Here is a 24,372-nt window from a genome sequence, read left to right on the forward strand (position 1 = left end):
AAAGACGAATTTTCTTCCTTATCGGGAAGTTTAGACGAGATGCATGTCTATGCGCTCACATCGAAGGCCCCTCATAGGAGGCTGCGGTTTCATTCACTCGAAAGCGCCCTTTCCGTTCGGCAAGCGGCGGCACATCGAAAGATGCTGGCGGCAGCCTCAAACGCGCTCGATCCGCCATTTTTTCATAGGCTGCCTCGAGGTGGCGACAAAATCTCTCGGCATCGAACAGCGGCGCTGAGTCGCGGCTTTTGACGAGCCGTTGTTTCAGGCTGGCCACTTCGTCGCCATTCTTTGCAAGCGCCACGGCTCGTTCGACCAAGGCTCGACTGTCAGGCATGACGAGATCGGGCATGCCAGCCGCTGTCAACAGGCTTTCCGAAACGCGTGAGGCAAAATTGTTTCCCCGCTTGGAGACGACAGGGAGACCCGCCCAAAGCTTGTCGGAGGTTGTCGTGTGTCCGTTATAGGGAAAGGTGTCGAGGCCGATATCGGCCGCCTGCAGCCGGGCGATATGAGCATCATAGCGGGCTGTCCCGGCAAAGACGATCTGCGTCTCGCCTACGCCCCTTTCCGTCATGGCGCGCATGAAATTGTTGCGCGCGGTAGGGCTGTCGACAAGAACCCAGAGGAGGGCCTCTGGCGCTCCTCGCAGGATATCAGCCCAGATGTCGATGGTCTCGATCGTCATCTTGCGAGTTGCGTTGAAGGCCGCGAAGATGAAGCGGCCTTCTGGAAGGCCAAGCTCGGAGCGGGACGTCGGCGGTGGAAGAGCGCGATAGAGCGGGTCGTTCGGCTGGTATGTCTCGGGAAGGCGGCAGATTTGCTCGTGGTAGAAGCGTGCCGACGCCCGCGGCGTCACGATCGGGTCGCCGATGACGTAATCGCAGTCGATACCGATGTTGCTTCCGGGAAAGCCGAGCCAGGAGACCTGCACCGGCGCCACGTTTTCGTTGAGGATGATGTATCGGGTGTCGGCGGTCGCGCCCTTGAGATCGACCAGAATGTCGATGCCGTCGGCGCGGATCGTCCGGGCGGCTTCCGCGTCGGTCATCGCATGAATAGGGACGATGCGGCCCAAGAGCGAGCGGTCGGCCGTTTCGGCTTTTAAATACCTTTCGCTCGTGTGGCAGTAGAGCGTGATGTCGAATCGATCGCGGTCGTGCAGGGTGAGAACGGTTTGCAGCAGGCGCATGGTGGCGTGGCCGCTCCAGAAGTCGCTGGAGAGGTAGCCGATGCGCAAGGGTTGCGTGCCGCGTTTCCGGCTCATGCGGGGACGGGCGGGTTTCGACCGGTTGCGGACCGGTGCGCTGTTGGTCGCAAGCCGGTTCAGCCGCTCGTTGCCGCAGTGGAGCAGGTTGGCGAAGGACATTTCGCCCTTAAGGAGCCGCGGCGTCGAGGTCGCGGTGTCCCAACTTGCCACTTCCCAACGGCTTTCCAGTTCGGCCAGGGCTTTGTAGTCGCAGAATTCCCGCGCAACTGCCATATAGCAGGCCTGCGGATAGGGATTTTCGGTTTCCAGGTCCGCCAGTTTCCGGAAGACTGTCAGCGCAGCAGGATCCCGGCCTTCGCCGTTATACAGCGTTGCAGCGAGATGGATATGGGCGGGGTCGTTGCTGTCGACCAGTGCGGCCCGAACAAGATGCGCCGACTTGGTGTCGCCTTTGCGAAGAAAGGTCGAGGCGACGAGGGCAGCGACGTCTGGATTTTCAGGCTGCAGCACGAAGAGGCGCATCCCAAAGAGAAGGGCGCGCTCGTCGTCGCCGACCGCTACGGCCGAGTCGGCCGCGCGCTTCAGGACCTCGGGTGTCGGATCCAGATCGACGGCACGGGCAAATATGTCGAGCGCGTCTTTTTCCAGGCCGAGCTTTTGAAAGGTCAGACCAAGAAGCGTCAGCACCTCTGAATCTGCGCCGTCATCAATCATGCTGCTCAACAGCGTGAGAGCGCCGATGTAATCGCTGCTCTCGTAAGCCTTGTTGGCGTTTGCCAATCGTCCCGTCATAGCGTCTTACCCGCCTTTTATCGATGCCGGGATAATGGCGAAGGGACCTTGTGCGAGGCCATCAGCTTGGGTCGAGAGAGCTGATTGCACCATCAAAACCTGGGATCAAACACCTCGGAGCTGATACGTCCGCTTCTGGATACATCTGTCCAATAACGGACGGTCTGGCATCGGCCCCACATCAGACGGAATGTGGCGTTGCAGATATTCGGCGATCGCTTCGACGCCTTCGCGGATACCGTCGCCGAGGATCAGGAGCAGGAACCGTCCGCGACGGGGATTGAGGCTGAGCGCGTCGTTGAAGGCGATTTCATCGACGAAAGGGTCGACGGCTCGCACGAGAGGTCGAGCATTGCGTTCCTGGAAACGCCGAGGCGTCGGCTCACTTCACGCTGAAGGTCTGATGACTTCCAGCGGCTGAGTTCCTTGGCATCGTCGATGATCTGCCCCACGACTTCGCGGCGGCTTTCCGGGTTTCGCCAGAGCTTGCATTCCACCAGGATCGGCAGACCGGACGCCGTCACGAGACGGTTGTCGATGGCACCCGCCGGTGTTCCGAGTTCACGGCAGATGGCAATGGGATTTCCGAAAGAGGGGTCTACCTCGTCGATCGGCAATGATCCCGGATCCCTGTGAACGAGGTCCTGAATCTGCGCTTCGCTGACGCCGTCCAATACTGCGGTGAGGCTCAGCGGACGGAGCGTGGTGGTGGAGCCATCCCTGAGGATAACGGGCGCGGCATGTTGTCGAGACAAGGACGTCTCCGGGTGGCGTGCCGGACCTAATCCGGTGGTCGTGGAGGGTAGACAGGCAGAGGCATCCAGTCGATGCCTCCGAGGGCGGCAGACGGGCGCTAAGTCTCGCGAACGGTCAACACGCCGTTGCCCTCCACCAGAACCTCATCCGCTCGAAGCTGGCTGATCCGCGAGAGAATGAGCTCCCGCAGCTGTCCGCTGGTCGACTTGAAGCCGAGCGCTCTGGAGACTGCACTGATGGCTTCTTCGGTCGTCGCACCGAAGCTCTGGCGAAGGATGACCTTCAGGCCTTCGTCGATCTCCATCGGCGGCAGCATCTCGATCCGGCGCAGGCTGAGGGATGTGACATAGGAGCGGTCTCGGAAAGGAACGGCAGCGTCCGGCCAAAGCAGGAAGTCTCCGTCACGCTGGATCATACCGGAGGTGACGGCGACGGTGATGGCGTTGCCGACATGGGTATCGATGCGATGTCCAGAGCGTTGCAGGCCCCAGGCCGTCCTGATCCGCGTGACGACCTCGTCGCGATGAACCGGGCTTTCGACTTGCACGGTCTCCGTCACGAGCTTCACCATCTTTCCCGTGGGGAGCTCGTGGAGCTCACCCTCGATCACGGGGCGAAGGTCCGCCTGTTTGTAAGTGCGATCCACCTTCGGGGCAGTGCTGTGCTCCAGTCCGATCTCCGTCACGTCGGTCCGCTCGACCGTCACGATCTCGACCGGCACGGCTCGCGCCGAAAGGGCGTGATCGGCTGCGCCGGACTGGGCGTCCGCCTTGGCGCGCTCGATGGCGGCGACGAGCCGTTCGAGCTCCGCTTTCGGGCGCTGAAACCAGTCACCGCTCCAGATGCGGTGAATGGTCCAGCCGTGGTCCTCCAGCACCGCCTGCCGCAGCCTGTCGCGATCCCGCGCCGAGCGCGAACTGTGATAGGAGGCGCCGTCGCATTCGATGCCGATGAGATAGCGGCCGGGCACTTCGGCGTCGGCAACGGCGAGGTCGATGAAGAAGCCGGCGATGCCGACCTGCGGGTGAACCTGATATCCCTTCTCCAAAAGGGCTGCCGCTACCTGCTCCTCGAACACGCTGTCCATGTCGCGTCCGCTCCGCTCCGCCATCGAGAGACGGCCGGTCCGGGCATAGTGGAGGAAGAGCTTGAAGGCGAAGATGCCCTTGCCCTTGCCGCGTTCCAGATCGATGTCCTCATCGGTAATCGATGCGAAAACCTCGCAGCGACGCTTCGCCCGGCTGATCAGCACGTTCAGACGCCGCTCGCCGCCCTCGGCACCCAGAGGCCCGAAGCGCATGCCCATGTATCCTTGCGCATTGCGGGCATAGGCAACCGAAATGAGGATCACGTCGCGCTCGTCGCCCTGCACGTTTTCGAGGTTCTTGATGAAGAACGGCTCGTTCGGATGCGCATGGAAGAAGTCTTCGGTCTCCGGGTTCAGCCGGCGCAGCAGCTCGAGTTGGTCCTGAATTTCGCGACGCTGCTTGATCGAGAAAGCGGCGACGCCAAGCGACAGCGCGGGAAACTGCTTGGCATGCCGGATGATCGCCTCGGCGACCACCTTCGCCTCGACCTTGTTGACGCTCTCTTCGAACACGCCGCCCGGCACATGGTGGAAGCGCAGCCCCATGCCCGCTTCCTGGGTGTAGGGGCTGGGAACGATGAAGAGCTTGCTCTCGTAGAACTGGCTGTTGGAAACCGCGATCAGCGACTGGTGGCGGCTGCGATAATGCCAGCGCAACATGCGCTCGGGCAGGCCGCGCGCGGAAAAGAGGCCGAGAATGCTTTCGATATCGGACACCTGCGCGCCATCGGCATCGTCGTCGTCCTCGGACGCGCCCGACGTCATCTTCGAGAAGAACTTGGTCGGCGGCAGCTGCCGTTCGTCGCCGACGACGACGACCTGATTGGCGCGGGCGACGGCGCCCAGCGCGTCGATCGGCTGAATTTGGCTGGCCTCGTCCATAACGAGGAGATCGAACTGAAAGAGACCCTGCGGCAGGAACTGGGCGATGGACAGCGGGCTCATCATGAAGACGGGTTTGAGCGCCTGTATCGCAGGGGAGGCCCTCTGCATGAGCTGGCGGATCGGCATATGCTTGCTGCGCTTGGCCATCTCACCGCGCAGCACGCCGACCGGGCCGATGCCGCTGATCGCCGGCAGCCGCTTGTGGTGCGCGCGAACGACCTCCAGCCGCGAGAGGGCCATGCGGTCGCGGTCCAGCTGCGCGAACTCGCTAACCAGCCGTCCATGCACCTCGCCGTCGAAGCGGCCGATCTCAGGATCGGCATTGGTCTGGTGGCGGAGCAGGGCCTCGTAAAAGGCCATCTCGAAATACGGAATGACAGCGTCCGGCGGGACCCGGCCGTCGTCAAGCCGTGCCACGATATCGCCGAGCCCGGCCTTGGACGCCTCCTCGGCGCGGCCTTTATAGGCGGCCCATTTCGACAGTTGCTCCTCTGCGGCACGCCAGACGGACAGGCGCTCGGACAGGGTCGGTAGGGCGACAGTGGCAAGATCGTCGGTGCCGAACACGGTCGGCCGGGCCACCACCAGTGCCTCGAAAAGCGTGTCGAGATCGGCGGTCAGGCTTGCGGCCAGCGCGCGGCCCCTGGCGGCCCTGTCCGCAGCGCCCTGCCTGTCTTCGACCTGAGAGGCGGCAACCCGGATATCGACATTCTCGCGCGTCCAGTCGACAGCGCCCGCAAGAGCGGCCCAGTCGGAAGCGGCATCCTGCCAGAGGGAACCGAATGCCGCTTGCCCGACGGGTGCGCGTTCCGTCAGCGCGACCCGCAAACGTCGGGCTGAGACCAGCACGTCCAGCAGCCGGACTCTGGCCCCGGCGGTGTCCAGCGCCCGTTTGACGAGCGGAGCAAAGGCCTTGTCTGCGTCGGTCAGGTCGTGGACCGCTTTGGCGGCGGCGATGAGGCTGACCTCGTCCACCCCGATGGCATCGGGGAACAGCCGGGTCGCCTCGTGGCCGATGTCTGCCCAGAACGCCTGAAGCAGCCGGCGCGCCTCGTCCAGCTGATCTTTCAGCTGCTCGCAGCGCGACGACACCGCGGCTTTGTCGGAGAGGCGGCTGGCGATCACCCGCGCCTCGGCACCGACGCCCCGCAGGCTGCGCATCCAGAGAACCAGGTTCTCCAACGGCTTGGGGTCCGAACGCTCGCCGCGCCAGTCCGCGCCGAATGCCGACCGCCCAAGTCCGTCGCCATCGCGCACGATCGTCCGGGCATCCTTGCCCTTCTGCAGGAGATCGAGCAGCCGAACGGTTTCTTCCGGCGTGGTCTCGCCCGGAAGCACGGTCTTCAGCAGCGCGCGAGCTGTCCGCCAGTCGCCGCTCGTGAACCGGAGCAAACGCTTGCCGTGCACCGCTATGGCCATGCGGGCCGGCGCGAGATCGGTGTCCCAGGCCTGATCGGCGATCTTGCCGGAAAGCTCCGCCCTGATCCGCCGAAGCGTGGTGACAGCTTCGGCCAGATCGCTTGCCTGTTCGAGCCCGCGCTCCCAGATGGCGGCGACGAAGGCGTCCGGGCTGGCATCGGGGGCTTCGGCAACGCGCTGGCCGATCACGATCAGCCGGTCGATCGAGCCGAGGGTCGGCGAGGCGTTGACGCCGAGCAGGCTGCGCAGCGCCTGAGCCGCGTGGAGAAACCGGGGAAGGGCGGCATCCAGGGCGTGGAGATGGGCGAACGCCTCCTGCGGAAAGCTTTCCGGCAGTCGCGAGAAGGCAAGCCTCAGCGGCTCCGTCTCCGCTGTCCATGCCAGCGGCGTCACGCTGTCGCCAAGCCTGTCCGTCAGCGCCTTGTACGCTCCGCCGTCCTCGACGAGACGGGCGACGCCGGCGCTGTCCGTGTCCCAGATCGGATTGGCCAGCGCCTCGGCTGAAAAGGTGTGGGGGCATGTGGCGATCCGGTCCGCAAGCTCCGCCTCGCGCAGAAGCGCGGCGATAGAGGAAACCTCGGACCTGCGGAGACGACCGGTCAGGTCGGAGGCGGCGACCGTGAACCGCGCCACACTCGCCACGGCACCGTCGATCCGCGTCATCAGCCGTTCGAGATCGAGCGGGCTGATGCCTGTCAGGCCGATGCCATGCCACGGATGGTCGATGGGCCGTCCGATATCCTTGATCCGCTCGCCCAGTTCGAGGAGCAGGGCGGCGATGCGTGTGTGCGTTTCGGGCGACCAGGTCGTGGCGACCGGCAGCGCGATATCGGAGGGCGGAAGGCCGGCACGTCGAAGGCGCGCAAGATGCCCCGTTACCTGATAAGGCGAAAGATTATAGGGCTGGTGGACGAGATGAAGCCTCTCGGGATGGGCGTTCAGCCTGTCGCGCACCTCGGTCAGCCGTTCGAGCAGGATGGCGCTGCGATCGCCCTTCGGTGCGCCCAGCTCCCAGGTATGGCGCAGTTCGGCGAGAACCGCGCGCTTGTTGGCCTTGTTGCTGTGGAGTTCCAGGCACGCATCCCCGACGCCGGCCTGATCGAGGCGCCGTTTGACCACCTCGAGCGCCGCCATCTTCTCGGCCACGAACAGCACGGTCTTTCCATCCGCGACGGCCGCGGCGATGATGTTGGCGATCGTCTGCGACTTGCCTGTTCCGGGCGGCCCCTGGATCACCAGATCGCGGCCCTTGCGGACCTCGTGAATGGCCACCGTCTGCGAGCTGTCGGCATCGACGATGTGCGTCATCTCGGCCGGCGAGATATGAGGGTCGATCTTGGCATCCTCTGCCAGAAGCGCCTCGGACCGGGAAAACCCGTTCGACACGAGCGACGTGATCAGCGGTCGATCCGTAAACTTCGCATGGGCAGGCCAGAGAGCCGGGTCGAGGTCTCGGTACATCAGGAACTTGGCGAAGGAGAAGAAGCCGAGAACGATATCGTCCGTTTGCACCGACCATGTCGGCTTGATCGCGATGCTGGTGGCGACCTTGGCCGCATAGTCTTCCAGCGAGAAGTCGTCGGACGGCTCGAAGTCCGGCATCTTGATCGTATGTTCGCGGTCGAGATAGGCCTGGAGCGAGAGGTTGGACGAAAAGTCTTCGGCCCGCGCCTTGAGCCGGAACCGCTCGGCCGCCGTCCCGCGCTCCAGCGACACCGGAACCAGAACCAGCGGCGCATAGCGGATATTGTCCGGGTTCTTCGGATCGATCCATTTCAGCGTTCCGAGACCGAGGAAGAGGATATTGACGCCCTGTTCCTCCTCGAGCGTCCGGGCGTCGAAGTAGAGATCGAGCAGCCTCTTCTGCAACGCCGCCGGCGTCATGCGCGTCTGGAGCTTCGTATCCGCATGCCGCACGAGGCGGCCGCTCTCGTCGCGATCGTCGTCGTCGGGCAGCGCCAGTTCGATCAGCTCTTCCTGCGCGCCATCCTCACCCTTGACCTCGCGCCCCTTCGCCCCGGCGAGAAACGTCATCGCCTTGCCTTCCGTCACGAGGATACGAAACACCTCGGACGCGCGTTCTTCGACAATGTCGATGGTTTTCGCGCTCTTGGAAAAGCGGGGGACGTTGAGAAGCCGGTTGCGGGCCGAGAGATCGAGCAGCTCCATCCGCGCGCGCTCGATCTTGGCCTCGACCGACAGGCTGCTCGCAAAAACGGACGCCTCGACCGCATTCGACCCGTCCATGCTTCGCTCGTCCATGCCCTGTCCCTCCGTCCACCCATTGTATTTGATGAGATAAACGATGACAGGTGTCTAGTCCTGCGTGTACTCAACCTCGAATTTCCCGTGTAAAACCATCGCCCGGAAGAGAACATGAAGACGATCTAATATTGATCTTCTTCTTCTGATCGCGCGCATGTCTTGGCCCCGTGCATCTACTTTGGGACAGTCCCACACTGCTTCCTGAAAGACCGATCTTTTCTGACGACACCACATTGGTTCGGCATCAGCACAGGTCGAGGCATGATATCGGTCACTCCGGTCGGAGCAAAGCCGTCCTCCAGTCACGCTTGGGGGGCAGGCGGCGACCGTTGCGGGATCAGCAGCTGATGGTCAGTTCGCGGTTCGGGCCGTGTCCGAACCGAACGCCGCCGTTTTCCAGCGCCTTCAGCAGCGCCCTCATATGCGGCAGTCGCGTCTTCATCGCGGCGCTCTGTTCGATGCGCCGGATCGTCGAGACGGACACGCCGGACTCGGTCGACAGATTTTCGATGCTCCAGTTCAGGATCGCCCGGGCGGCGCGGATATGCGCGACACCCAGGCCCTCGAAATCCTCCAAAGGCGGCGCCTCGTTCGCGCCGCCGATCGCCGCCGGTTCGACGAGGACGCAAATCCATTCCCGCAACGTCTCGTCCGCATTGTAGAGCGGGGCGCCACGGACGAGATAGGTCCGATAGGGTCCGTCCACGCATCGGATGCGGAGGTCGAGGGCGTAAGGGCGGCGTGTTGCCGCGCATTCCGCCCAGAGGGAAAGGGCGGCGTCGCGCTCGTCCGGATGGACCATCTCCACCCATCCCCAGTTGTCGGCTTCGGCCAGCGTCTGCCCGGTCAGCGCGTCCCATGTCTCAAGGGACGTGATCCGGCCTTCCGGCGACATCCGCCATTCCACGGCGGCAATCGCCGAGACGAGGCTGCGATAGCTCCGCCACCCTTCCTCGACGATGACGCGGGCCTCGTGGCGCTCGGTGACATCGATGAAGAGCCCGAGCGCGCGTCTGGGAATGCCCTCGCTGTCGACGAGAACCTCCGCCTTGCTCTCGATCCAGCGCAGGGTCCTGTCGTGCCGGATCAGTCTGAAGTCCCGGTCGAGCGGTTGGCCGGAGCGGATGACCGCGAGCATATCGACGTTCAGCGTCCGATCTCCGGGATGCATCATCGTCAGCAGTTCCGTGAAGGTCAGCCGGGTCGACGGCGGCAGGCCGAGGAGCCTGTACATGCCCACGGACCCGTTGATGTGGCCCGTCTCGAAATCCATCGACCAGAAACCGATCACGCCCCGGTCTTCGACGAGCTTCAGGAAATGCCGCGATGAAATGCCCATCATGCGAGGGTTTCCGGCCATCTCCTCGTGCGGGGCCTGGCCGGTCGCGTCATGCCCCGAAAGGCGCCGTTTCGGCATCTCTTCCCTCTCCTTGCATGCGATCCGAACGCGCGGGGCCTGAACGATTTTCGCTCACCCTTTGCGCAAGCCCAGAACGCCTTCCCGGATATGATCGCTTTTTACACGCGAAAAGATTACCGCGAAGATCATAATTAAGCGAGTTATTATCTAAACGACAATGAATGTAGCCGATATTCGGTCGGTGATCGCGCGGCCCTGAAACCTTTCAGCTCAGCGGTCGCATCCGAGATCAGAATCGAGCGCGCAACCGTCTGTCTCGCATCTCCCCCGTGCGGGAGACGTCGCGGGAGACGTCGCGGGACCGGTCCGAATGGCCGTCGATGCCGGACGTCCGGGGGAAACCGCGTTGTCAACGCAACCCTCGGCAGCCCGGCCGACGGACGAGCGCCTTTCTGGCCTCAAAGCCCGCTGCGGAGATGATCTCCGTCTTCCTCCCCAAGCCTGCGGCAGAATGACTTTGCTTCCGGCCGTCCTCCATCGGACACCACGCCAAACTCGCATCTCATTGGAGAGGTTCATGTCACTATTCCAGAATGCCAAGGTCGGAACCAAGCTGCTCGTCTCGTCGGGGATCGCCATCCTGCTGATCGCCGGAATGATCGCCAACCAGCAGATCAGCAGTCGTCAGGTCGACGAGGCAAACGCCGTCGTCGGACGCGAACAGACGATCCTCAACGGCGTCGTCAACGCAGAGCTCGCGCTCGCCCGGATGCGCTATGCCGCGACCCGCATGAACCTGGCACAGACCAAAGAGGATGCGGACACGGCCCTTGCGACGGTCAGATCGCACTTCGAAGCCGGCTGGAACGGTCTTGAGCAACCCATCGCGCTGGCGATGATCCCGGACGTGCTGGTTCAGATCCGGAACGGCCTGAAGGACTACACGGACACGTCGGAAAAACGGGCGGCCTTCGTCGTGGCCTCGTTCCAGAAAAAGGCGGACGGTCAGATCACGGCGGAGGAGCTGAGCCAGGCGCTCGTCGGGTCTGCCGCCGATAGCGGCAAGGTCGCCGACGCCACGGCGACCGCCATCGACACGGCGAAGAAGAACGCCACCCGCTTCACGGCCGGCGCGAAGGAAGCGCTCGGCGCCACGGTCGCACGGGCGGATTCGGTCGCGCTCGGCATCGGTCTTGCGATCGTGCTGGTTCTGGTTCTCTCCGCCTTCGTTCTGATCAAAAGTGTCGGTCAGCCCATTCGCGCCATGACGACGGCCATGCGAAAGCTCGCCGACGGCGATACGGATATCGATCTCGCCCAGACGGGCAGGAAGGACGAGATCGGCGAGATGGCCGGTGCCGTCGAGGTGTTTCGCCAGGCGGCGATCAACAACAAGCGCCTCGAGCAGGAATCCGAAGCGGCCCGCATCCAGGCGGAACAGGATCGCCTTCGCATGACCACCGAAGCGGAAGCCGCTGCAAGGTCGCTCCTCCAGGACGCGACGTCGGGCCTCGCCACCGGTCTTCGCCGCCTTGCGTCGGGCGATCTCGGGTTCCAGCTCAACGAGGCCTTTTCGTCCGATTTCGAGGCTCTGCGTCACGATCTGAACGGGGCGATCGCACAGCTTGCCGAAACCATGCGGGCCGTGGCGGGTGCCAGCACCCAGATCGACACCGGCACGCGGGAGATCAGCGCCAGCACCGAGGATCTCTCCAAGCGGACCGAACAGCAGGCCGCATCGCTCGAAGAGACGGCCGCCGCGCTCGACGAGATCACCGTCAATGTCACCAACTCCTCCAAGCGCGCCGAGGAAGCCCGCAAGACGGCCCTGCTTGCCAACGAAAGCGCGGCGCAGTCCGGCGCGGTCGTTGCCAATGCGGTGGATGCCATGCAGAAGATCGAGCAGTCCTCCAATGAAATCTCCAACATCATCGGCGTCATCGACGAAATCGCCTTCCAGACCAATCTGCTGGCGCTGAATGCCGGCGTCGAGGCGGCCCGCGCGGGCGATGCCGGCAAGGGCTTTGCCGTCGTCGCGCAGGAGGTTCGCGAGCTGGCCCAGCGCTCGGCCAAGGCGGCCAAGGAGATCAAGGAGCTGATCCGCAATTCCTCGGTCGAGGTGCAGAACGGCGTCCGGCTGGTCAGCGAGACCGGCGATGCGCTGAAGACGATCGAAGGCTATATCGTCACCGTCAACCAGCACATGGACGCCATCGCCACCTCCGCCCGCGAACAATCCGTCGGCCTTGCCGAGGTCAACACGGCCGTCAACCAGATGGACCAGGTGACCCAGCAGAATGCCGCCATGGTCGAGGAAAGCAATGCCGCCAGCGCCACGCTGGCCTCGGAAGCCCAACGCCTGCGCGAGCTGATTGCGCAGTTCCAGCTGGGCGGAGCGCCGCGCCAGAGCGCAGCCATGGCCGCAAGCCCGGCTCATCGCCCCGTCGCCTCGCCGGCGAAGCGACTGGCGGGCAAGGTCGCGAAGGCCTTCTCCGGCAATGCTGCGGTGAAGGAAAGCTGGGAGGAGTTCTGACGAGCGGTCCAAACCCGTCGACAGCCGGGACCGGCGGCACGCTCCAGATCGTCGCCTTCAGGCTGCACGGGCAGGCGTTCTGCCTCCACACGACGACCATCCGCGATAGTCGCGGATGGGGGCCGGCCACCCCGATCCCGTTTGCCCCGGCAGATGTGTCCGGCGTGATGACCTGCGCGGCACGGTGATCCCGGTCATCGATCTGGCCACCAGGCTCGGCATGGCCACCCGGCCCGGCAGGAACAGCACGACGCCGACCCCGCGCAGCGCCATCGTCGTGGCCGAGATCGACGACAGGACGATCGCCTCCTCGTCGACGGCGTCTCCGACATCCTCAAGGTCCCGGAAAGCCTGCTGCAGCCGGTCCCCGAGATCAGCATATCCCCCGGCAGGCACGATGCCGACGGCATCATCGCCCAACCGAAGGGAAGGATCTGTTGTCTCAGTCTGGAACGCATGTTCGAGACGGCGGAGACGATGCGGGCGGTGGCGGCGTAAAACCTCGGGCCCCGTCAACGCCGACGATATGGTTCTGCCGGACGCCGGTGGGGACCGACCGTCGGGCCTGCCGGACACCCGGCCCGGCGCGTCGTCGGCGCCTGCCAGCGGGCGAAGCGGTGGCGGAATGTCGTGTCATTCTCGGGACAAAGCCCCGCAATCCCGGGGGATGCCCCGTGTCGCGACGGCGCGTTTACGCGTCTTCGCCGGAGCGGTTGAGCAGGGCGTTGCGGACCACGCCGCAATCGCCGTTCTGGGTCGACAGCAACGTCACCGGATCGACGAAGCCGGTGCTGACGCCGATGGCCTGGGCGGCGGCCCAGCCCCAGTTTTCCTGTGCCATCTGCAGCAGGCGAGGGCCTTCCGCCGCGATGCAGGCGCGGCCGGCCTGGAGGAGGTCCGCCGAGGGCAGGCCTTGCAGGCGGTCCGTCAGATCCGCCTGCAGCGGCGTGACGACGAAAATGGCAAAGAGGGTGCTGATGAAGTCGGACAATCCTGGTCTCCTGTCTGGAGATCATAGATGGTTAGACATGACGCGGATACAAGGCACGGGCGTCCGATCGGCGCGCCGGTGGCCTCTCTGAGGGCCCATCTCGCCGGACGCGGCTCTGCCACCGCACGGACCGATCCGCGCGCATGTCCCGCGACGGGAAACGGGGAGGGCGCGGAGGGCGCCTGAAGGCCCGAGCCGGCGCGAAGCGGCGTCAGTCCTTCTTGCGGGATTTGGCGGCCTTCTTCACCGGCGCTTCGGGCGCGGGCTGGCTGGCTTCCTGCGCGATGCGGGCCTGCTTGAGGCGCTCGGTCTTGGCGCGGCGCTGGGCGGCCTCGACCTCGATGATGGAGCGGGAGGCCGAATCGGTCTGGGTCGCCTTGGCGTTGGCGGGACGGGCTTCGGTCTTGAACAGGCGATCGGCGGGAACCAAGGCGTTCTCCTTTGAAAGGATCGGGGGGCGTCGAAGGCCGGTCGGCCACGATCGCGCAGTCTGTCGTCGGTGTCGGGCGTGTCGTCGCGCCCCACAGCCGCCGCTCTCTCTGACGCGGCTGGCGGGGCGGCGGGTCGTGCGGGGCTTAAGGAAGCGGGTGCGCGTCTCTGCGGCAGGCGCGGCATCCGCAATGTTATGAGGAGCTTACCGCATTCCGGGCCAAACCGGAAGCGTCCGTCCCGACATACACCCCGAGATACAGGATCGCCAGACAGCCTTGCCATAGGCCAGGCATCACGGCCGCGCATCAGGACCGCACAACCACGCCGGCAGACACCGAAAGGCACAAAAAAAGGCCGGGAAATTCCCGACCTTCTCGATATCGTCTCGACGGTTTCTGCCAGTACATCCGTGGTCAGGCGCCGGAAACGAAATTCTGTGTCTTAGGCTGCGGACAGGTTGTCGGCAGCGCTCTTGCCGCTGCGACGGTCCTGAACGATTTCGAAGTTGACCTTCTGGCCTTCGTTCAGCGAACGCATGCCGGCGCGCTCAACGGCCGAGATGTGCACGAAAACGTCGCTTGCGCCGTTGTCCGGAGCGATGAAGCCGAAGCCCTTGGTTGCGTTGAAGAACTTTACGGTACCTGTTGCCACGACGTGATTCCTTTTCAATCGTGATGAAGTTTCGCTCGCAGTGTGCGGGCGGTGATAGATCGACGTTGAAAGAGAAGATTGAACGGCGCGTTGCGCGGGAGCAAAGCTCAAAATGCAAGATCGATAGACATGAGATAGACGATCCCCCCGACAATTGCAAGACGTCGGCAATAATTTGCGGAAGCGCCCGGCGACCCCGGCCAGCGACCCCCATGTGGCAACGTCTTGGAACCATGGGGAAAACCCGGGCAATGCCGGCCGCAAAGACTTTGATGCGACCCGCCAAGTCGCGCCTAGCGCTTCAAACTGCCGAGAATGCCGCGCACCAGCGCCCGGCCGAGCGAGGAGGCGACGGTTCGCGCCACCGTCTTCATGGCGGCCTCCACCACGGTTTCCCGCTGGTAGCCCGTGGCGCGCGGTCTGTCGGCCGTGCCCGCGCGCGTCGGCTTGGGGGCCGGTGCGGCATCGTCGCCGAAGCCCGGCAGCGTCCAGCGGCTGCCGCCTGTGGTGGATTCCTGCCCGTCAGACGTCTCCGCCTCGCGCGCAGCGTCCGCCTGCGCGGCCTTGGCGGCGCGGGCGGCGAGGATCTCGTAGGCTGATTCGCGATCGATATCCCGGTCGTAGAGGCCGGCAACCGGGCTCTGTGCCATCACCTGCGCCCGTTCCGCATCGGTGAGCGGGCCGACGCGGGCCGAAGGCGGGCGGACCAGCGTGCGCTCCACCATGGCGGGCGAGCCCTTGCCCTCCAGCGTCGAGACCAGCGCCTCGCCGGTCGAAAGCTGGGTGATCACCGCGGCGCAGTCGAAGGCCGGATTGGGGCGGAACGTGTCGGCGGCCGTCTTCACCGCCTTCTGCTCGCGCGGCGTATAGGCGCGCAGCGCATGCTGCACCCGGTTGCCGAGCTGCGCCAGCACGCTTTCCGGCACGTCGAGCGGGTTCTGCGTCACGAAATAGACGCCGACGCCCTTGGACCGGATCAGGCGGACCACCTGCTCGATCCGCTCCAGAAGCACTTTTGGCGCGTCCTTGAACAAGAGGTGCGCCTCGTCGAAGAAGAACACCAGCCGCGGCTTGTCCGGGTCGCCCACTTCCGGCAGTTCCTCGAACAGCTCCGACAGCAGCCAGAGGAGAAAGGTGCCGTAGAGCCGCGGGTTCATCATCAGCTTGTCGGCAGCCAGCACGGAGATCGTGCCGCGCCCCTCGGGCGTCACCCGCATGATGTCGGTCACCTTCAGCGCCGGCTCGCCGAAGAATTGCTCGGCGCCCTGCTGCTCGAGAATGAGAAGCTCGCGCTGGATCGAGCCGACGGAAGCCTTGGAGATCAGCCCGACGGTGGCCGAAAGCGCGCTCGCATTCTCGCTCATATAGGTCAGCAGCGCCCGCAGATCCTTGAGGTCGAGCAGCGGCAGGCCGCCTTCGTCGGCGATCTTGAAGGCGATGTTGAGCACGCCTTCCTGCGCGTCCGTCGCATTCATCAGGCGGGAGAGCAGCAGCGGCCCCATCTCCGACATGGTGGTGCGCACGCGGTGGCCCTTTTCGCCGTAGAGATCCCAGAAGATCACCGGATATTGGGTGAAGTCATAGGGATCGAGCCCGATCTCGGCGGCGCGCTTGAGAAGGAAATCCTTCGGCTCGCCCCGGGCGGCGATGCCCGAAAGGTCGCCCTTGATGTCGGCGCAGAACACCGGCACGCCGGCGGCCGCAAAGCCTTCGGCCAGCACCTGCAGCGTCACGGTCTTGCCCGTGCCCGTCGCGCCCGTCACCAGCCCGTGGCGGTTGCCGTATTTGAGCGTGAGATATTCGGGCTTGTTCAACGTGTCGTCCGGCTTGCGGCTCGTGCCGAGGTAGAGCATTCCGGGCTGCAGCAGTGCCATGTCGGGATCCATTCGCTTGTTTGGCCGGGATACTATACGTTGTCCGCAAGCAGACAAGCACGCTGTTTGCCCGGTCCCGGATGCTCGCTTCGCGTCGGGCGAGGCATCCCGGAAAACCCCGCCGGACGGCTTGATTTCTCCGCCGGGATCTTTACGTAGACGTGAACGTAAAATCTCTTGCCGAGGAGAAGAGCATGAGCGAACTGGTCACCCGCGTATCCGACAATGTCGGCATCGAGCCGGACAAGGCGGAAAAGGCGATCGGCATGATGCTGGGCTTCCTGCAGCGCGAAGCCGATGCCGGTCCCGTGGCCCGCATGATCGAGGCCGTGCCCGGCGCGCCGGAACTCGTCGCCCGCTTCAACGGCGAAGGCGCCAAGCCCGGTCTGCTCGGCAAGGTCATGGGCGCGGTCGGTGGCGGCGTCATGGCGCTCGGCCAGCAATTGATGGGCGAAGGCCTCTCCATGGGCGAGATCACCGGCCTCGCCAAGGAAATCCTCGCCTATGCCCGCGAGCACGCCGGCGACGAAACGGTCGATGCGGTCATCAACTCGGTCCCGGGCCTGCGCCAGTTCGTCTGAGGCTCACGGCGTAGCCGCGGATCGAAAGACCCGCGGCGCCATCTCTAGGGCCGCCCTTTTACGCCGCCTCGTCCCATTTCGGCGCGAGGTGGCCGGGGTTGACGATGCGGCCGTCGGGGCGGGCGAGGGCGTGGATGGCCTGCATCTCTTCGGGTGAAAGCACGAATTCGAAGATGCCGAGATTCTCGGTCAGCCGCGCTTCCGTCGAGGTCTTCGACAGCGCGACGACGCCGTCCTGCTGGATCAGCCAGCGCAGCACGACCTGCGCCGCCGTCTTGCCGTGGCGGCTGCCGATGTCGTTGAGCACGGCGTCCTTCGGCACCTGCCCGTCGGCCATGGCGTAATAGGCGGTGATCGACTGTCCGAGGTCGCGCGCCGTCTCCAGCACCGTCCGTTGATCGATATAGGGATGATACTCGATCTGGTTGGTCGAGATCGGCGCATCCGACAGGCGGCTCGCCGCGCGCATCGCCTCCGTGTTGAAATTGCTGATGCCGATATGCCGCGTCTTGCCGGCCTTCACGGCGGCGTTCAAGCCCTCGATCTGCTCTTCGAGCGGCACGGTGCTTCCGCGCGGCCAGTGCAGGAGCAGCAGGTCGACATGGTCGGTCTTCAGCTTGCGCAGGCTCTCGTCCACCGATTGCGCGAAGCTCGACCGGGCGTAGCGCTCCGGCCAGACCTTGGTGGTCAGGAAGATCTCGTTGCGGGAGACGCCGGATTGCTGGATCGCCGTCCCCACCTCCGCCTCGTTGCCGTAGATCTGCGCCGTATCCACGTGGCGGAAACCGCGCTGGATGGCTTTCGGCACGATTTCGAGAACCTCGGGTCCGGGCATGCGGAAGGTTCCGAAGCCGAGAGCGGGGATCTCGGCACCATTGGCTTTGACATGTTGCATGACGATGTTTCCTCAGTCGAATGGCCCCGGCCATGGGTCGGCAGGGGCGGGAAGGGGCGGCACTGATCCTCCACAAGAGGATTCTGAAATGCCGGTAAGGGATTCTAGAAGCTGTTTTTCCGGCCCGCGAGCAAACACGCCGCACCGAAGAGACCGTAATGGTGCCGGGCTGCCGAAGGTTCCGCAAAACCGGTCAGGCGCAGACCGGGGGTGCGGCTGCCGGCCGGCGATCGAGATGGCCGCTGACCAGCGTCAGCCCCAGCGCACCGAGCACGATCAGCGCGCCCACCCAGGGCGTGGCGCCGAGGCCGAGCGAGGAGGCGACGGTGAGGCCCCCGATCCAGGCGCCGGCGGCGATGCCGAGGTTGAAGGCGGCGATGTTGAGCGCCGAGGCGACATCGACGGCCGCCGGGCGATGCTGTTTTGCGAGTTCCACGACATAGAGTTGCAGGCCCGGCACCGTGGCGAAGGAGAGAAAGCCGAGCGCGGTCAGCGTGACGAGGGCGGGGATGGTGGCGCTCGCCGTAAAGGTGAGCAGGAAGAGAACGAGCGCCTGCGCCGTGAACAGGGCGGCGAGCGCCCGCACCGGATTGCGGTTGGCGAGACGCCCGCCGACGAGGTTTCCGGCCGCGATCGCCAGCCCGTAGAGCACCAGCACGAGGCTGACGGCCGAGGCGGAGAGGCCGGTGATCTCTTCCAGAAGCGGCGCCAGATAGGTGAAGGTGACGAAGGTGCCGCCATAGCCGAGCGCGGTCATGCCGAAGACGAGGAGCAGGCGGCCGCTGCCGAGAACCTTGACCTGGTCGAAGAGCCGGGCGGGCGGGCTCGACGGCAGATCGGCCGGCAGCAGCAGCGCGATGGCGGCGAAGGCGACGGCACCGAGCCCGGCCACGGCGGCAAAAGTGGCCCGCCAGCCAAAGGTCTGGCCGATCAGCGTGCCGAGGGGAACGCCGGTGACGATGGCGACCGTCAGGCCCATGAACATCATCGCAATGGCCGACGCCCGCCGGTTCTCGGGCACCAGCCCCGCGGCGATCGTCGCGCCGACCGAGAAGAACACGCCATGGGCAAAGGCCGAGAGCACGCGGGCGACGAGCAGCAGACCATAGCCGGGCGAGAGTGCCGCGAGCGTATTGCCGAGGATGAACAGCGCCATCAGCCCGAGAAGCAGCGGCTTGCGCGCGATGCGGCCCGTGAGCGCGGTGAGGATGGGGGCGCCGAAGGTGACGCCGAGCGCATAGATCGACACGATCAGGCCCGCCATCGGCAGCGTGATGTCGAGATCGCGGGCGACCGTCGGCAACAGGCCGACAATGACGAATTCGGTGGTTCCGATCGCATAGGCGGCGATCGTCAGAGCAAGCAGGGCAAGGGGCATGGCAGCCTCCGGGATGGTCAAAAGGGTTGCGCGGCAGCCGCGTCGGGTTTGGCCGGTGCGGGGATGGGGGAGATATAGCCGGTGCCCGCTTGTGCGATAATCCGGTATATCGGACAATCACCTGTGATTTCAGTTCATGAGAGGGGCGGACGAGAATGGACAACCGGGCCGGCGAGATGGAGGTTTTCGTGGCGGCCGTGGACGGCGGCGGCTTTTCGGCGGCGGGTCGCAGGCTCGGCCTGTCGCCGTCGGCCGTCAGCAAGCTCGTCGCGCGGCTGGAGGACCGGCTGGGGGCGCGGCTTCTGGTGCGCACCACCCGCACGCTGCAGCCGACGCCGGAAGGCGAGCTCTATCTCGCCCGCGCCCGCGCCATCCTTGCCGAGATCAACGAGACGGAACGCCTGATCACGAGCGGCACGCAGGCCGTGCCGCGCGGCGTGTTGCGGGTCAGCGCGCTGATGGCCTTTGCCGAGCGCCATATCCTGCCGCTGATCGGCGAATTCCGCAGCCTCTACCCGCATGTGCTGATCGATCTGTCGCTGAGCGACGACGTGGTGGATCTTGTGGGCGACCGCACGGACATCGCCATCCGGTCGTCCGGCGCGCTCCGCGACAGCTCGCTGAAGACGCGAAAGCTGCTCGACAGCCACCGCCTGCTGGTGGCATCGCCTGCCTATCTCGCCCGCCACGGCACGCCGCAGGTGCCGGCGGATCTCGCGCGCCATGCCTGCCTCGGCTTCAACATTCCCGGCATGCGCAGCGAATGGCCGTTTATCGATCCGCTCAGCGGCGCGACGATCCAGCGGCCGTTCGAGCCGGCGGTCCTCGTCAATGCCGGCTTCGTCATGCGGACGCTCTGCCTCGACGGCGTCGGCATCGGCCGCATCGGCGCCTTTCACATCCAGCGGGATGTCGATGCCGGGCGTCTTGTGCCGCTGTTGCAGGCGCACCGCCCGGCCGACCGGGAAACCATCCATGCCGTCTTTGCCAGCCACGAGCATCTCGCCGCCCGCATCCGCGCCTTCATCGATTTCCTCGTTGCCCGCATCGACCCAGCCCACATCGGCCCCGCCCAGTCGTCATAGTGAACGACACCTTGAAAGGCCAACCGCACGAGCCAACTTGACAAAACCGCCGCTTCCCCCTCCGATAGGGCGAGGAGGAGGCCCCGATGTCCGCAAGGAAACGTGCTTCCATGTCCGAAACCCCCGCCGCCGCGCCAATATCGCTTCAGACCCGCTCGGGCGCCAGGCAACGGCAGATGTCGCTGACGCCGGAACTGGTCGCGCTCTGCTATCGCGACGAGCCCGATCCCGGTCTCGATGCGCGGCTGACGCCGATGGAGGACGAGGATTACCGGGCGCTGGCGCGCGATCTGGACGCGCAGTCGGGCGGCGCGCCGCTCTGGGTCTTTGCCTATGGCTCGCTGATCTGGAAGCCGGAATTCGACCCGGTCGAAAGCCGCCGCGCCACCGCCTATGGCTGGCACCGCGCCTTTTCGCTGAAGATCGACCGCTGGCGCGGCTCGCGCGCCGCACCCGGGCTGATGATGGCGCTGGAGCGGGGCGGGCGCTGCGACGGCGTGATCTACCGGCTTGCGGATGGCGACCGCATCGCCCAGATCGAGCGCCTGCTGCGCCGCGAACTTTCCTCGCGCGAAACGGTCTCCACCGTCCGCTGGATGCCGGTCCGCACGCCCGAAGGCCCAGTGTCCGAAGGCCCGGCGAATACGAATGTGAACGTGCTCGGCTTCTGGCTCGGATCGACCGGCCACGACGCCGTCGCCCGCCTGCCGCTGGAGGAGGTCGCCCGCATCCTCGCCCGCGCCTGCGGCCATGTCGGCTCAGGCGCGGAATATCTCTACAACACCGTGCTCCACCTCGAAGCCGCCGGCATCCACGACCGCAACCTCTGGCGCCTGCAGGCCCTGGTCGCCGAGGAGATCCGCAGCCTCTACGCGCAGGATGGTGCATCGACACCCCTGACGGGACAGGCGAAAGCCGCGCTGCAGGCAACGCCCGCCATCAAGGTCGGTGCCGAAAAGGCCTGCGATCCGGTCTGAGCCGACGTCCCGACGACGACGCTTTTTAAAGCCCCGGCAGCGGCCACAACGCCGTCGCCCGCCTGCCGCTGGAGGAGGTCGCCCGCATCCTCGCCCGCGCCTGCGGCCATGTCGGCTCAGGCGCGGAATATCTCACCATCTCGTTTTGCACTTAATCGTGAGATTCCGCTTCAACAGTTTCAATAAACAAAAGGTCCCATCGATCATCTATCTCCAACTTGTCTGACGCAGTGTAGCAACCTCGTAATAATCAAAGGAAAGATTGTATCTTTCCCTCAGGTAGAAAATCGTTGATCTGGTACCGCTCATGCCGAGCGGTTATGGTTCGAGACTCAAATCGATCATCTGATCTCGTCAGGATGATAATTTTTCCGTCGGAATTGGTTTCCGTAAAGCCGTCCAGGTAAAGTGCGATATTGTCGAACGCAGCGCCTGTAGAGTCATATCGCCCTGGCGAACCGTTTGCTGACTCCAAGAGCCTCAGCAATTTATCGCTTTCCATCTGAAAGATACGTTCACCGCTCAAATTGATTTGGTCAGCCTGCTCCGACGCAATAATCGATTGAAGTCTGCCATTCAAATAATCGAGTACCAGAGAACTTCCCGTCAGCCTTTGCGTAATAACCGTGGCTTCATCTGTAGATTCATCAACGTGATCTTTATCCTTGGCGAGCTCATCATCTGAAAAATACTTGCTAAGAAAATCATCGTTGTCATCAGCCACGCCGGGAGTTATCGGGTTCGTGGATGCGGCTTCAACAGCGCCATAGATTTCGCTTAATTTGGCAACGTCGCTCACCAACATCCCAAATTTTAGCTGCGTCAGCCCATCTTTGGGTACAAGCGTCCATTCTTGATCCAAGTTCGTCTCCAACGTCTCTCTATGGAATGATACCGTTTTCTCTCAAGCACAATGCGTAACGCATCATCTGGTCTATCGCTTCATCATAACGAGTGGGGTCACCTTGGATGAAGGGCCGCATTCTTACCATTCAGTGCCAAACGACACCCTGGTCGCCGGGGAGATCCGCAGCCTCTACGCGCAGGATGGTGCGTCGACACCCCTGACGGGACAGGCGAAAGCCGCGCTGCAGGCAACGACCGCCATCAAGGTCGGTGCCGAAAAGGCCTGCGATCCGGTCTGAGCCGACGTCCCAAAGACGACGAAGCTTTTTAAAGCCCCGGCAGCTGCGGCAGCGCGGCGAAGCCCTGGAGGGTGGAGAGCAGGCGGGTGTGGTCGTAGGGTTTCGGGAAGAACACGGCCCGGTCCGGCAGTTGCGCCGCGGCATTGGTGACGGCGCCGGAGGTGATGATGATCTCGATCGGCGGCCAGCGGTCGCGAATGGCGGCGGCGAGCTTCAGCCCGTCCATGCTGCCGGGCATGTCGATATCGGTAAAGACGATGCGGATGTCGAGCCGGGTTTCCAGCAGATGCACGGCCTCGTCGGCATTGCTGGCTTCCACGACGGAGAATCCGGCCTCCTCGATCAGGTCCACCGCCATCATCCGCAGCAGCGGCTCGTCTTCCACCACCAGCACGACCGGCATCGGCGCCTTGGACTGTCCCATGATCTCAAACCCCCCGGCACACGGGCGCGAGCGGTGCGGTGGCACCGTGCGGGACGAGGGGAAAATCGAAGCGTGCGATCATGGATCACGATGTCTTGAGCGGAAAGCGAATGCTCTGTTTTGAAGCGGGGCGGCGAGGCAGGCAAGCAATTTCGCAGATGAACGGCGTTTTTCACATCATGGCTCTGTATGAAGCCGGCAAAACGCACCGGAACGACCGCGTGTTCCGCCCCGCATCACGCCGGCGCGTGGCCGTTGCGCTGCGCGATCAGAAACAACCGGGGGAAGCGCAGAAGCACGCGCCCGTCGGCAAGCGGCGGATAGTCGGCGGCCACGCGCTGGAGGTAGCGCGCAAGGAATGTCGGGCGGAGATCCTCGGAAAGCGGCGCGAGATAGGGGCGCAGGCCGGTGCCCTTCACCCAGTCCACGATGGCCTCCGGGCCCGCCAGCCGGTGATAATAGATCGTGTGCCACACATCGACGCGGCCGCAGACGGGCGACAGAAGATCGACCAGCCGCCCCGGCGCAGGCAGGCCGCTCCGGTTCGGCCGCGTCGCGCCATAGGCCTCGGCAAAGAGCGGCTCAGCGGCGATCTCGCGCATGGCCCGGTGCGTCGGCTCCTCCAGATTGTCCGGCATCTGCACCGCAAGCACCCCGCCCGGCGCGAGCATCCGGGCGAGCCTGTCGATGGCGAAGAGAGGGTCCGGCAGCCATTGCAGCACGGCATTGGCGAAGATCAGCGCCGGCGGGGCGGGCGCCTGCCAGTCGTTGAGGTCGGCGTGCCGGAACGGGATATCGGCCAGCCGTTGCCGCGCGGCGGCCAGCATGTCCGCGTCGCTGTCGATGCCGGTGAGGGGCGCGGCCGGAAACCGCGCGGCGAGCAGCGCCGTCGAATTGCCCGGCCCGCAGCCGATGTCGAAGATCGGACCGTCCGGCAGGTCCGGAACCTGCGCCAGCAGATCCCGCGCCGGCCGCGTCCGCTCGTCCTCGAAGGCCAGATATTGCGCCGCCGACCAGGCCATGCTCAGCCCTTTGCCGGTTTCCAGGCTTTTGCCGGAAAGCGCAGCGCCTGCCTGGCGAGCTTGCCCTTCAGCCCGAGCGCGGTATCGCAAAGGCCGACGACATGCCGGTTCGGCTTGGCATCCGGCCGCAGCGCATGCAGCGCGGCGGCGGCCGATTCGGGGTCCATGTAGCGCGCGAGAATGCCGAGCGTCAGCGCCGTCGAGCGGCCGATCCCGCGCAGGCAGTGGATCAGCAGCCGCGCATCCGCCGGCAGTCCGTCGATGAAGGCGAAGGCCTGCGTGATGGCGGGCAGTCGCGCCGCGTCCCGCTCCTCCGGGTCCATCGTGTCGCCGAAGATCAGTTGCAGATGCCGGTCTTCGGGAAGGTCGATCATCGACAGGAGCTTGGTGTCCGGCGCCCGGATGGAGATGAGATGCGTCGGCGCCCAGAGCGCGCGATTGTGCCGCGCCTCGGTCTGCGAACTCACCATCATCGACAGCGGCCAGCCGTTCCGGTGTTCGGGATTGGGAAGCAGCACCGGCGAAAAAAGAACGTCCTCATCCGGTGTCTGCGCTGCGCGTGCCATGATCCACCTCGTGATTCTCTGTCTGCCCCGGTGGGTAAATTAGC

19 protein-coding genes and 2 pseudogenes are annotated in these 24,372 nt (G+C 64.8%); 7 read left to right on the forward strand and 14 right to left on the reverse strand.

Going from position 1 to position 24,372, the window contains the following annotated elements; translation table 11 throughout:
• Positions 1 to 55 precede the first annotated feature (55 nt).
• The 4 genes from ASG39_RS08975 to ASG39_RS08990 form a co-directional block, all read right to left on the reverse strand.
• Positions 56 to 2,002, reverse strand: coding sequence for a hypothetical protein (locus ASG39_RS08975; protein WP_082477081.1), 1,947 nt, complete (start codon positions 2,000 to 2,002; stop codon positions 56 to 58).
• Between the two features lie 251 nt (positions 2,003 to 2,253).
• Complete coding sequence (locus ASG39_RS23230; protein ID WP_210168567.1) at positions 2,254 to 2,757, reverse strand: hypothetical protein; 504 nt, start codon at positions 2,755 to 2,757, stop codon at positions 2,254 to 2,256.
• Between the two features lie 98 nt (positions 2,758 to 2,855).
• Positions 2,856 to 8,411: a DUF3320 domain-containing protein gene (locus ASG39_RS08985; RefSeq protein WP_062594665.1), complete on the reverse strand. Its 5,556-nt coding sequence runs from the start codon at positions 8,409 to 8,411 to the stop codon at positions 2,856 to 2,858.
• A gap of 340 nt (positions 8,412 to 8,751) precedes the next feature.
• Complete coding sequence (locus tag ASG39_RS08990) at positions 8,752 to 9,831, reverse strand: PAS domain-containing protein (RefSeq protein WP_082477082.1); 1,080 nt, start codon at positions 9,829 to 9,831, stop codon at positions 8,752 to 8,754.
• A 520-nt stretch (positions 9,832 to 10,351) separates the two neighbouring features.
• On the opposite strand from ASG39_RS08990, the gene ASG39_RS09000 reads away from it, so the two are divergent.
• On the forward strand, positions 10,352 to 12,307 hold the full coding sequence (locus tag ASG39_RS09000; RefSeq protein WP_062594668.1) for a methyl-accepting chemotaxis protein: 1,956 nt from the start codon (positions 10,352 to 10,354) through the stop codon (positions 12,305 to 12,307).
• Positions 12,304 to 12,805 (forward strand): annotated as a pseudogene (locus ASG39_RS24505) (chemotaxis protein CheW). Before ASG39_RS09000 ends, ASG39_RS24505 begins: the two are co-directional and overlap by 4 nt.
• Before the next feature lie 193 nt (positions 12,806 to 12,998).
• Here the strand turns inward: ASG39_RS24505 and ASG39_RS09010 are convergent.
• The 4 genes from ASG39_RS09010 to ASG39_RS09025 form a co-directional block, all read right to left on the reverse strand.
• A complete protein-coding gene (locus ASG39_RS09010; protein WP_062594670.1) occupies positions 12,999 to 13,298 on the reverse strand; it encodes a hypothetical protein in 300 nt (99 codons plus the stop codon).
• A 211-nt stretch (positions 13,299 to 13,509) separates the two neighbouring features.
• On the reverse strand, positions 13,510 to 13,728 hold the full coding sequence (locus ASG39_RS09015) for a hypothetical protein (protein WP_062594671.1): 219 nt from the start codon (positions 13,726 to 13,728) through the stop codon (positions 13,510 to 13,512).
• 443 nt (positions 13,729 to 14,171) lie between these two features.
• Entirely contained in the window at positions 14,172 to 14,381 is a 210-nt protein-coding gene (locus ASG39_RS09020; protein ID WP_062469383.1) for a cold-shock protein, read from the reverse strand.
• A 293-nt stretch (positions 14,382 to 14,674) separates the two neighbouring features.
• On the reverse strand, positions 14,675 to 16,249 hold the full coding sequence (locus tag ASG39_RS09025; protein WP_062594928.1) for a helicase HerA-like C-terminal domain-containing protein: 1,575 nt from the start codon (positions 16,247 to 16,249) through the stop codon (positions 14,675 to 14,677).
• 167 nt (positions 16,250 to 16,416) lie between these two features.
• On the opposite strand from ASG39_RS09025, the gene ASG39_RS09030 reads away from it, so the two are divergent.
• Entirely contained in the window at positions 16,417 to 16,836 is a 420-nt protein-coding gene (locus ASG39_RS09030) for a DUF2780 domain-containing protein (protein WP_347360157.1), read from the forward strand.
• A 58-nt stretch (positions 16,837 to 16,894) separates the two neighbouring features.
• Here ASG39_RS09030 and ASG39_RS09035 read toward each other — a convergent pair whose 3' ends face one another.
• Positions 16,895 to 17,731: an aldo/keto reductase gene (locus ASG39_RS09035; protein WP_062594673.1), complete on the reverse strand. Its 837-nt coding sequence runs from the start codon at positions 17,729 to 17,731 to the stop codon at positions 16,895 to 16,897.
• Positions 17,732 to 17,924: 193 nt separating this feature from the next.
• The gene (locus ASG39_RS09040; protein ID WP_062594674.1) at positions 17,925 to 19,109 is read right to left on the reverse strand and encodes an MFS transporter; all 1,185 of its coding nucleotides are present in this window, start codon (positions 19,107 to 19,109) and stop codon (positions 17,925 to 17,927) included.
• Positions 19,110 to 19,264: 155 nt separating this feature from the next.
• Between ASG39_RS09040 and ASG39_RS09045 the strand changes: the two genes are divergently transcribed.
• The 3 genes and pseudogenes from ASG39_RS09045 to ASG39_RS24510 all read left to right on the forward strand — a co-directional run.
• On the forward strand, positions 19,265 to 20,194 hold the full coding sequence (locus ASG39_RS09045) for a LysR family transcriptional regulator (RefSeq protein ID WP_062594675.1): 930 nt from the start codon (positions 19,265 to 19,267) through the stop codon (positions 20,192 to 20,194).
• 110 nt (positions 20,195 to 20,304) lie between these two features.
• Positions 20,305 to 21,171 carry a gamma-glutamylcyclotransferase gene (locus ASG39_RS09050; protein WP_244481188.1) on the forward strand — a complete coding sequence of 289 codons (867 nt, stop codon included), beginning with the start codon at positions 20,305 to 20,307 and terminating at the stop codon, positions 21,169 to 21,171.
• A gap of 59 nt (positions 21,172 to 21,230) precedes the next feature.
• Positions 21,231 to 21,311: pseudogene (locus ASG39_RS24510) on the forward strand (gamma-glutamylcyclotransferase); the annotation flags it as partial.
• 110 nt (positions 21,312 to 21,421) lie between these two features.
• On the opposite strand, the gene ASG39_RS09055 reads toward ASG39_RS24510, so the two are convergent.
• On the reverse strand, positions 21,422 to 22,033 hold the full coding sequence (locus ASG39_RS09055; RefSeq protein ID WP_062594676.1) for a hypothetical protein: 612 nt from the start codon (positions 22,031 to 22,033) through the stop codon (positions 21,422 to 21,424).
• A 133-nt stretch (positions 22,034 to 22,166) separates the two neighbouring features.
• On the opposite strand from ASG39_RS09055, the gene ASG39_RS23775 reads away from it, so the two are divergent.
• Positions 22,167 to 22,316, forward strand: a complete 150-nt coding sequence (locus ASG39_RS23775) for a hypothetical protein (RefSeq protein WP_156468084.1) — start codon at positions 22,167 to 22,169, stop codon at positions 22,314 to 22,316.
• A gap of 28 nt (positions 22,317 to 22,344) precedes the next feature.
• On the opposite strand, the gene ASG39_RS09060 is transcribed toward ASG39_RS23775, so the two are convergent.
• The 3 genes from ASG39_RS09060 to ASG39_RS09070 form a co-directional block, all read right to left on the reverse strand.
• Positions 22,345 to 22,740, reverse strand: a complete 396-nt coding sequence (locus tag ASG39_RS09060; protein ID WP_062594677.1) for a response regulator — start codon at positions 22,738 to 22,740, stop codon at positions 22,345 to 22,347.
• Positions 22,741 to 22,976: 236 nt separating this feature from the next.
• Positions 22,977 to 23,762 carry a trans-aconitate 2-methyltransferase gene (gene tam / locus ASG39_RS09065; RefSeq protein ID WP_062594678.1) on the reverse strand — a complete coding sequence of 262 codons (786 nt, stop codon included), beginning with the start codon at positions 23,760 to 23,762 and terminating at the stop codon, positions 22,977 to 22,979.
• Positions 23,763 to 23,764: 2 nt separating this feature from the next.
• Positions 23,765 to 24,328 carry a hypothetical protein gene (locus ASG39_RS09070; protein ID WP_062594679.1) on the reverse strand — a complete coding sequence of 188 codons (564 nt, stop codon included), beginning with the start codon at positions 24,326 to 24,328 and terminating at the stop codon, positions 23,765 to 23,767.
• Between the last annotated feature and the right edge of the window lie 44 nt (positions 24,329 to 24,372).

Source organism: Rhizobium sp. Leaf371 (genome assembly GCF_001424045.1).
Lineage (GTDB): Bacteria > Pseudomonadota > Alphaproteobacteria > Rhizobiales > Rhizobiaceae > Ferranicluibacter.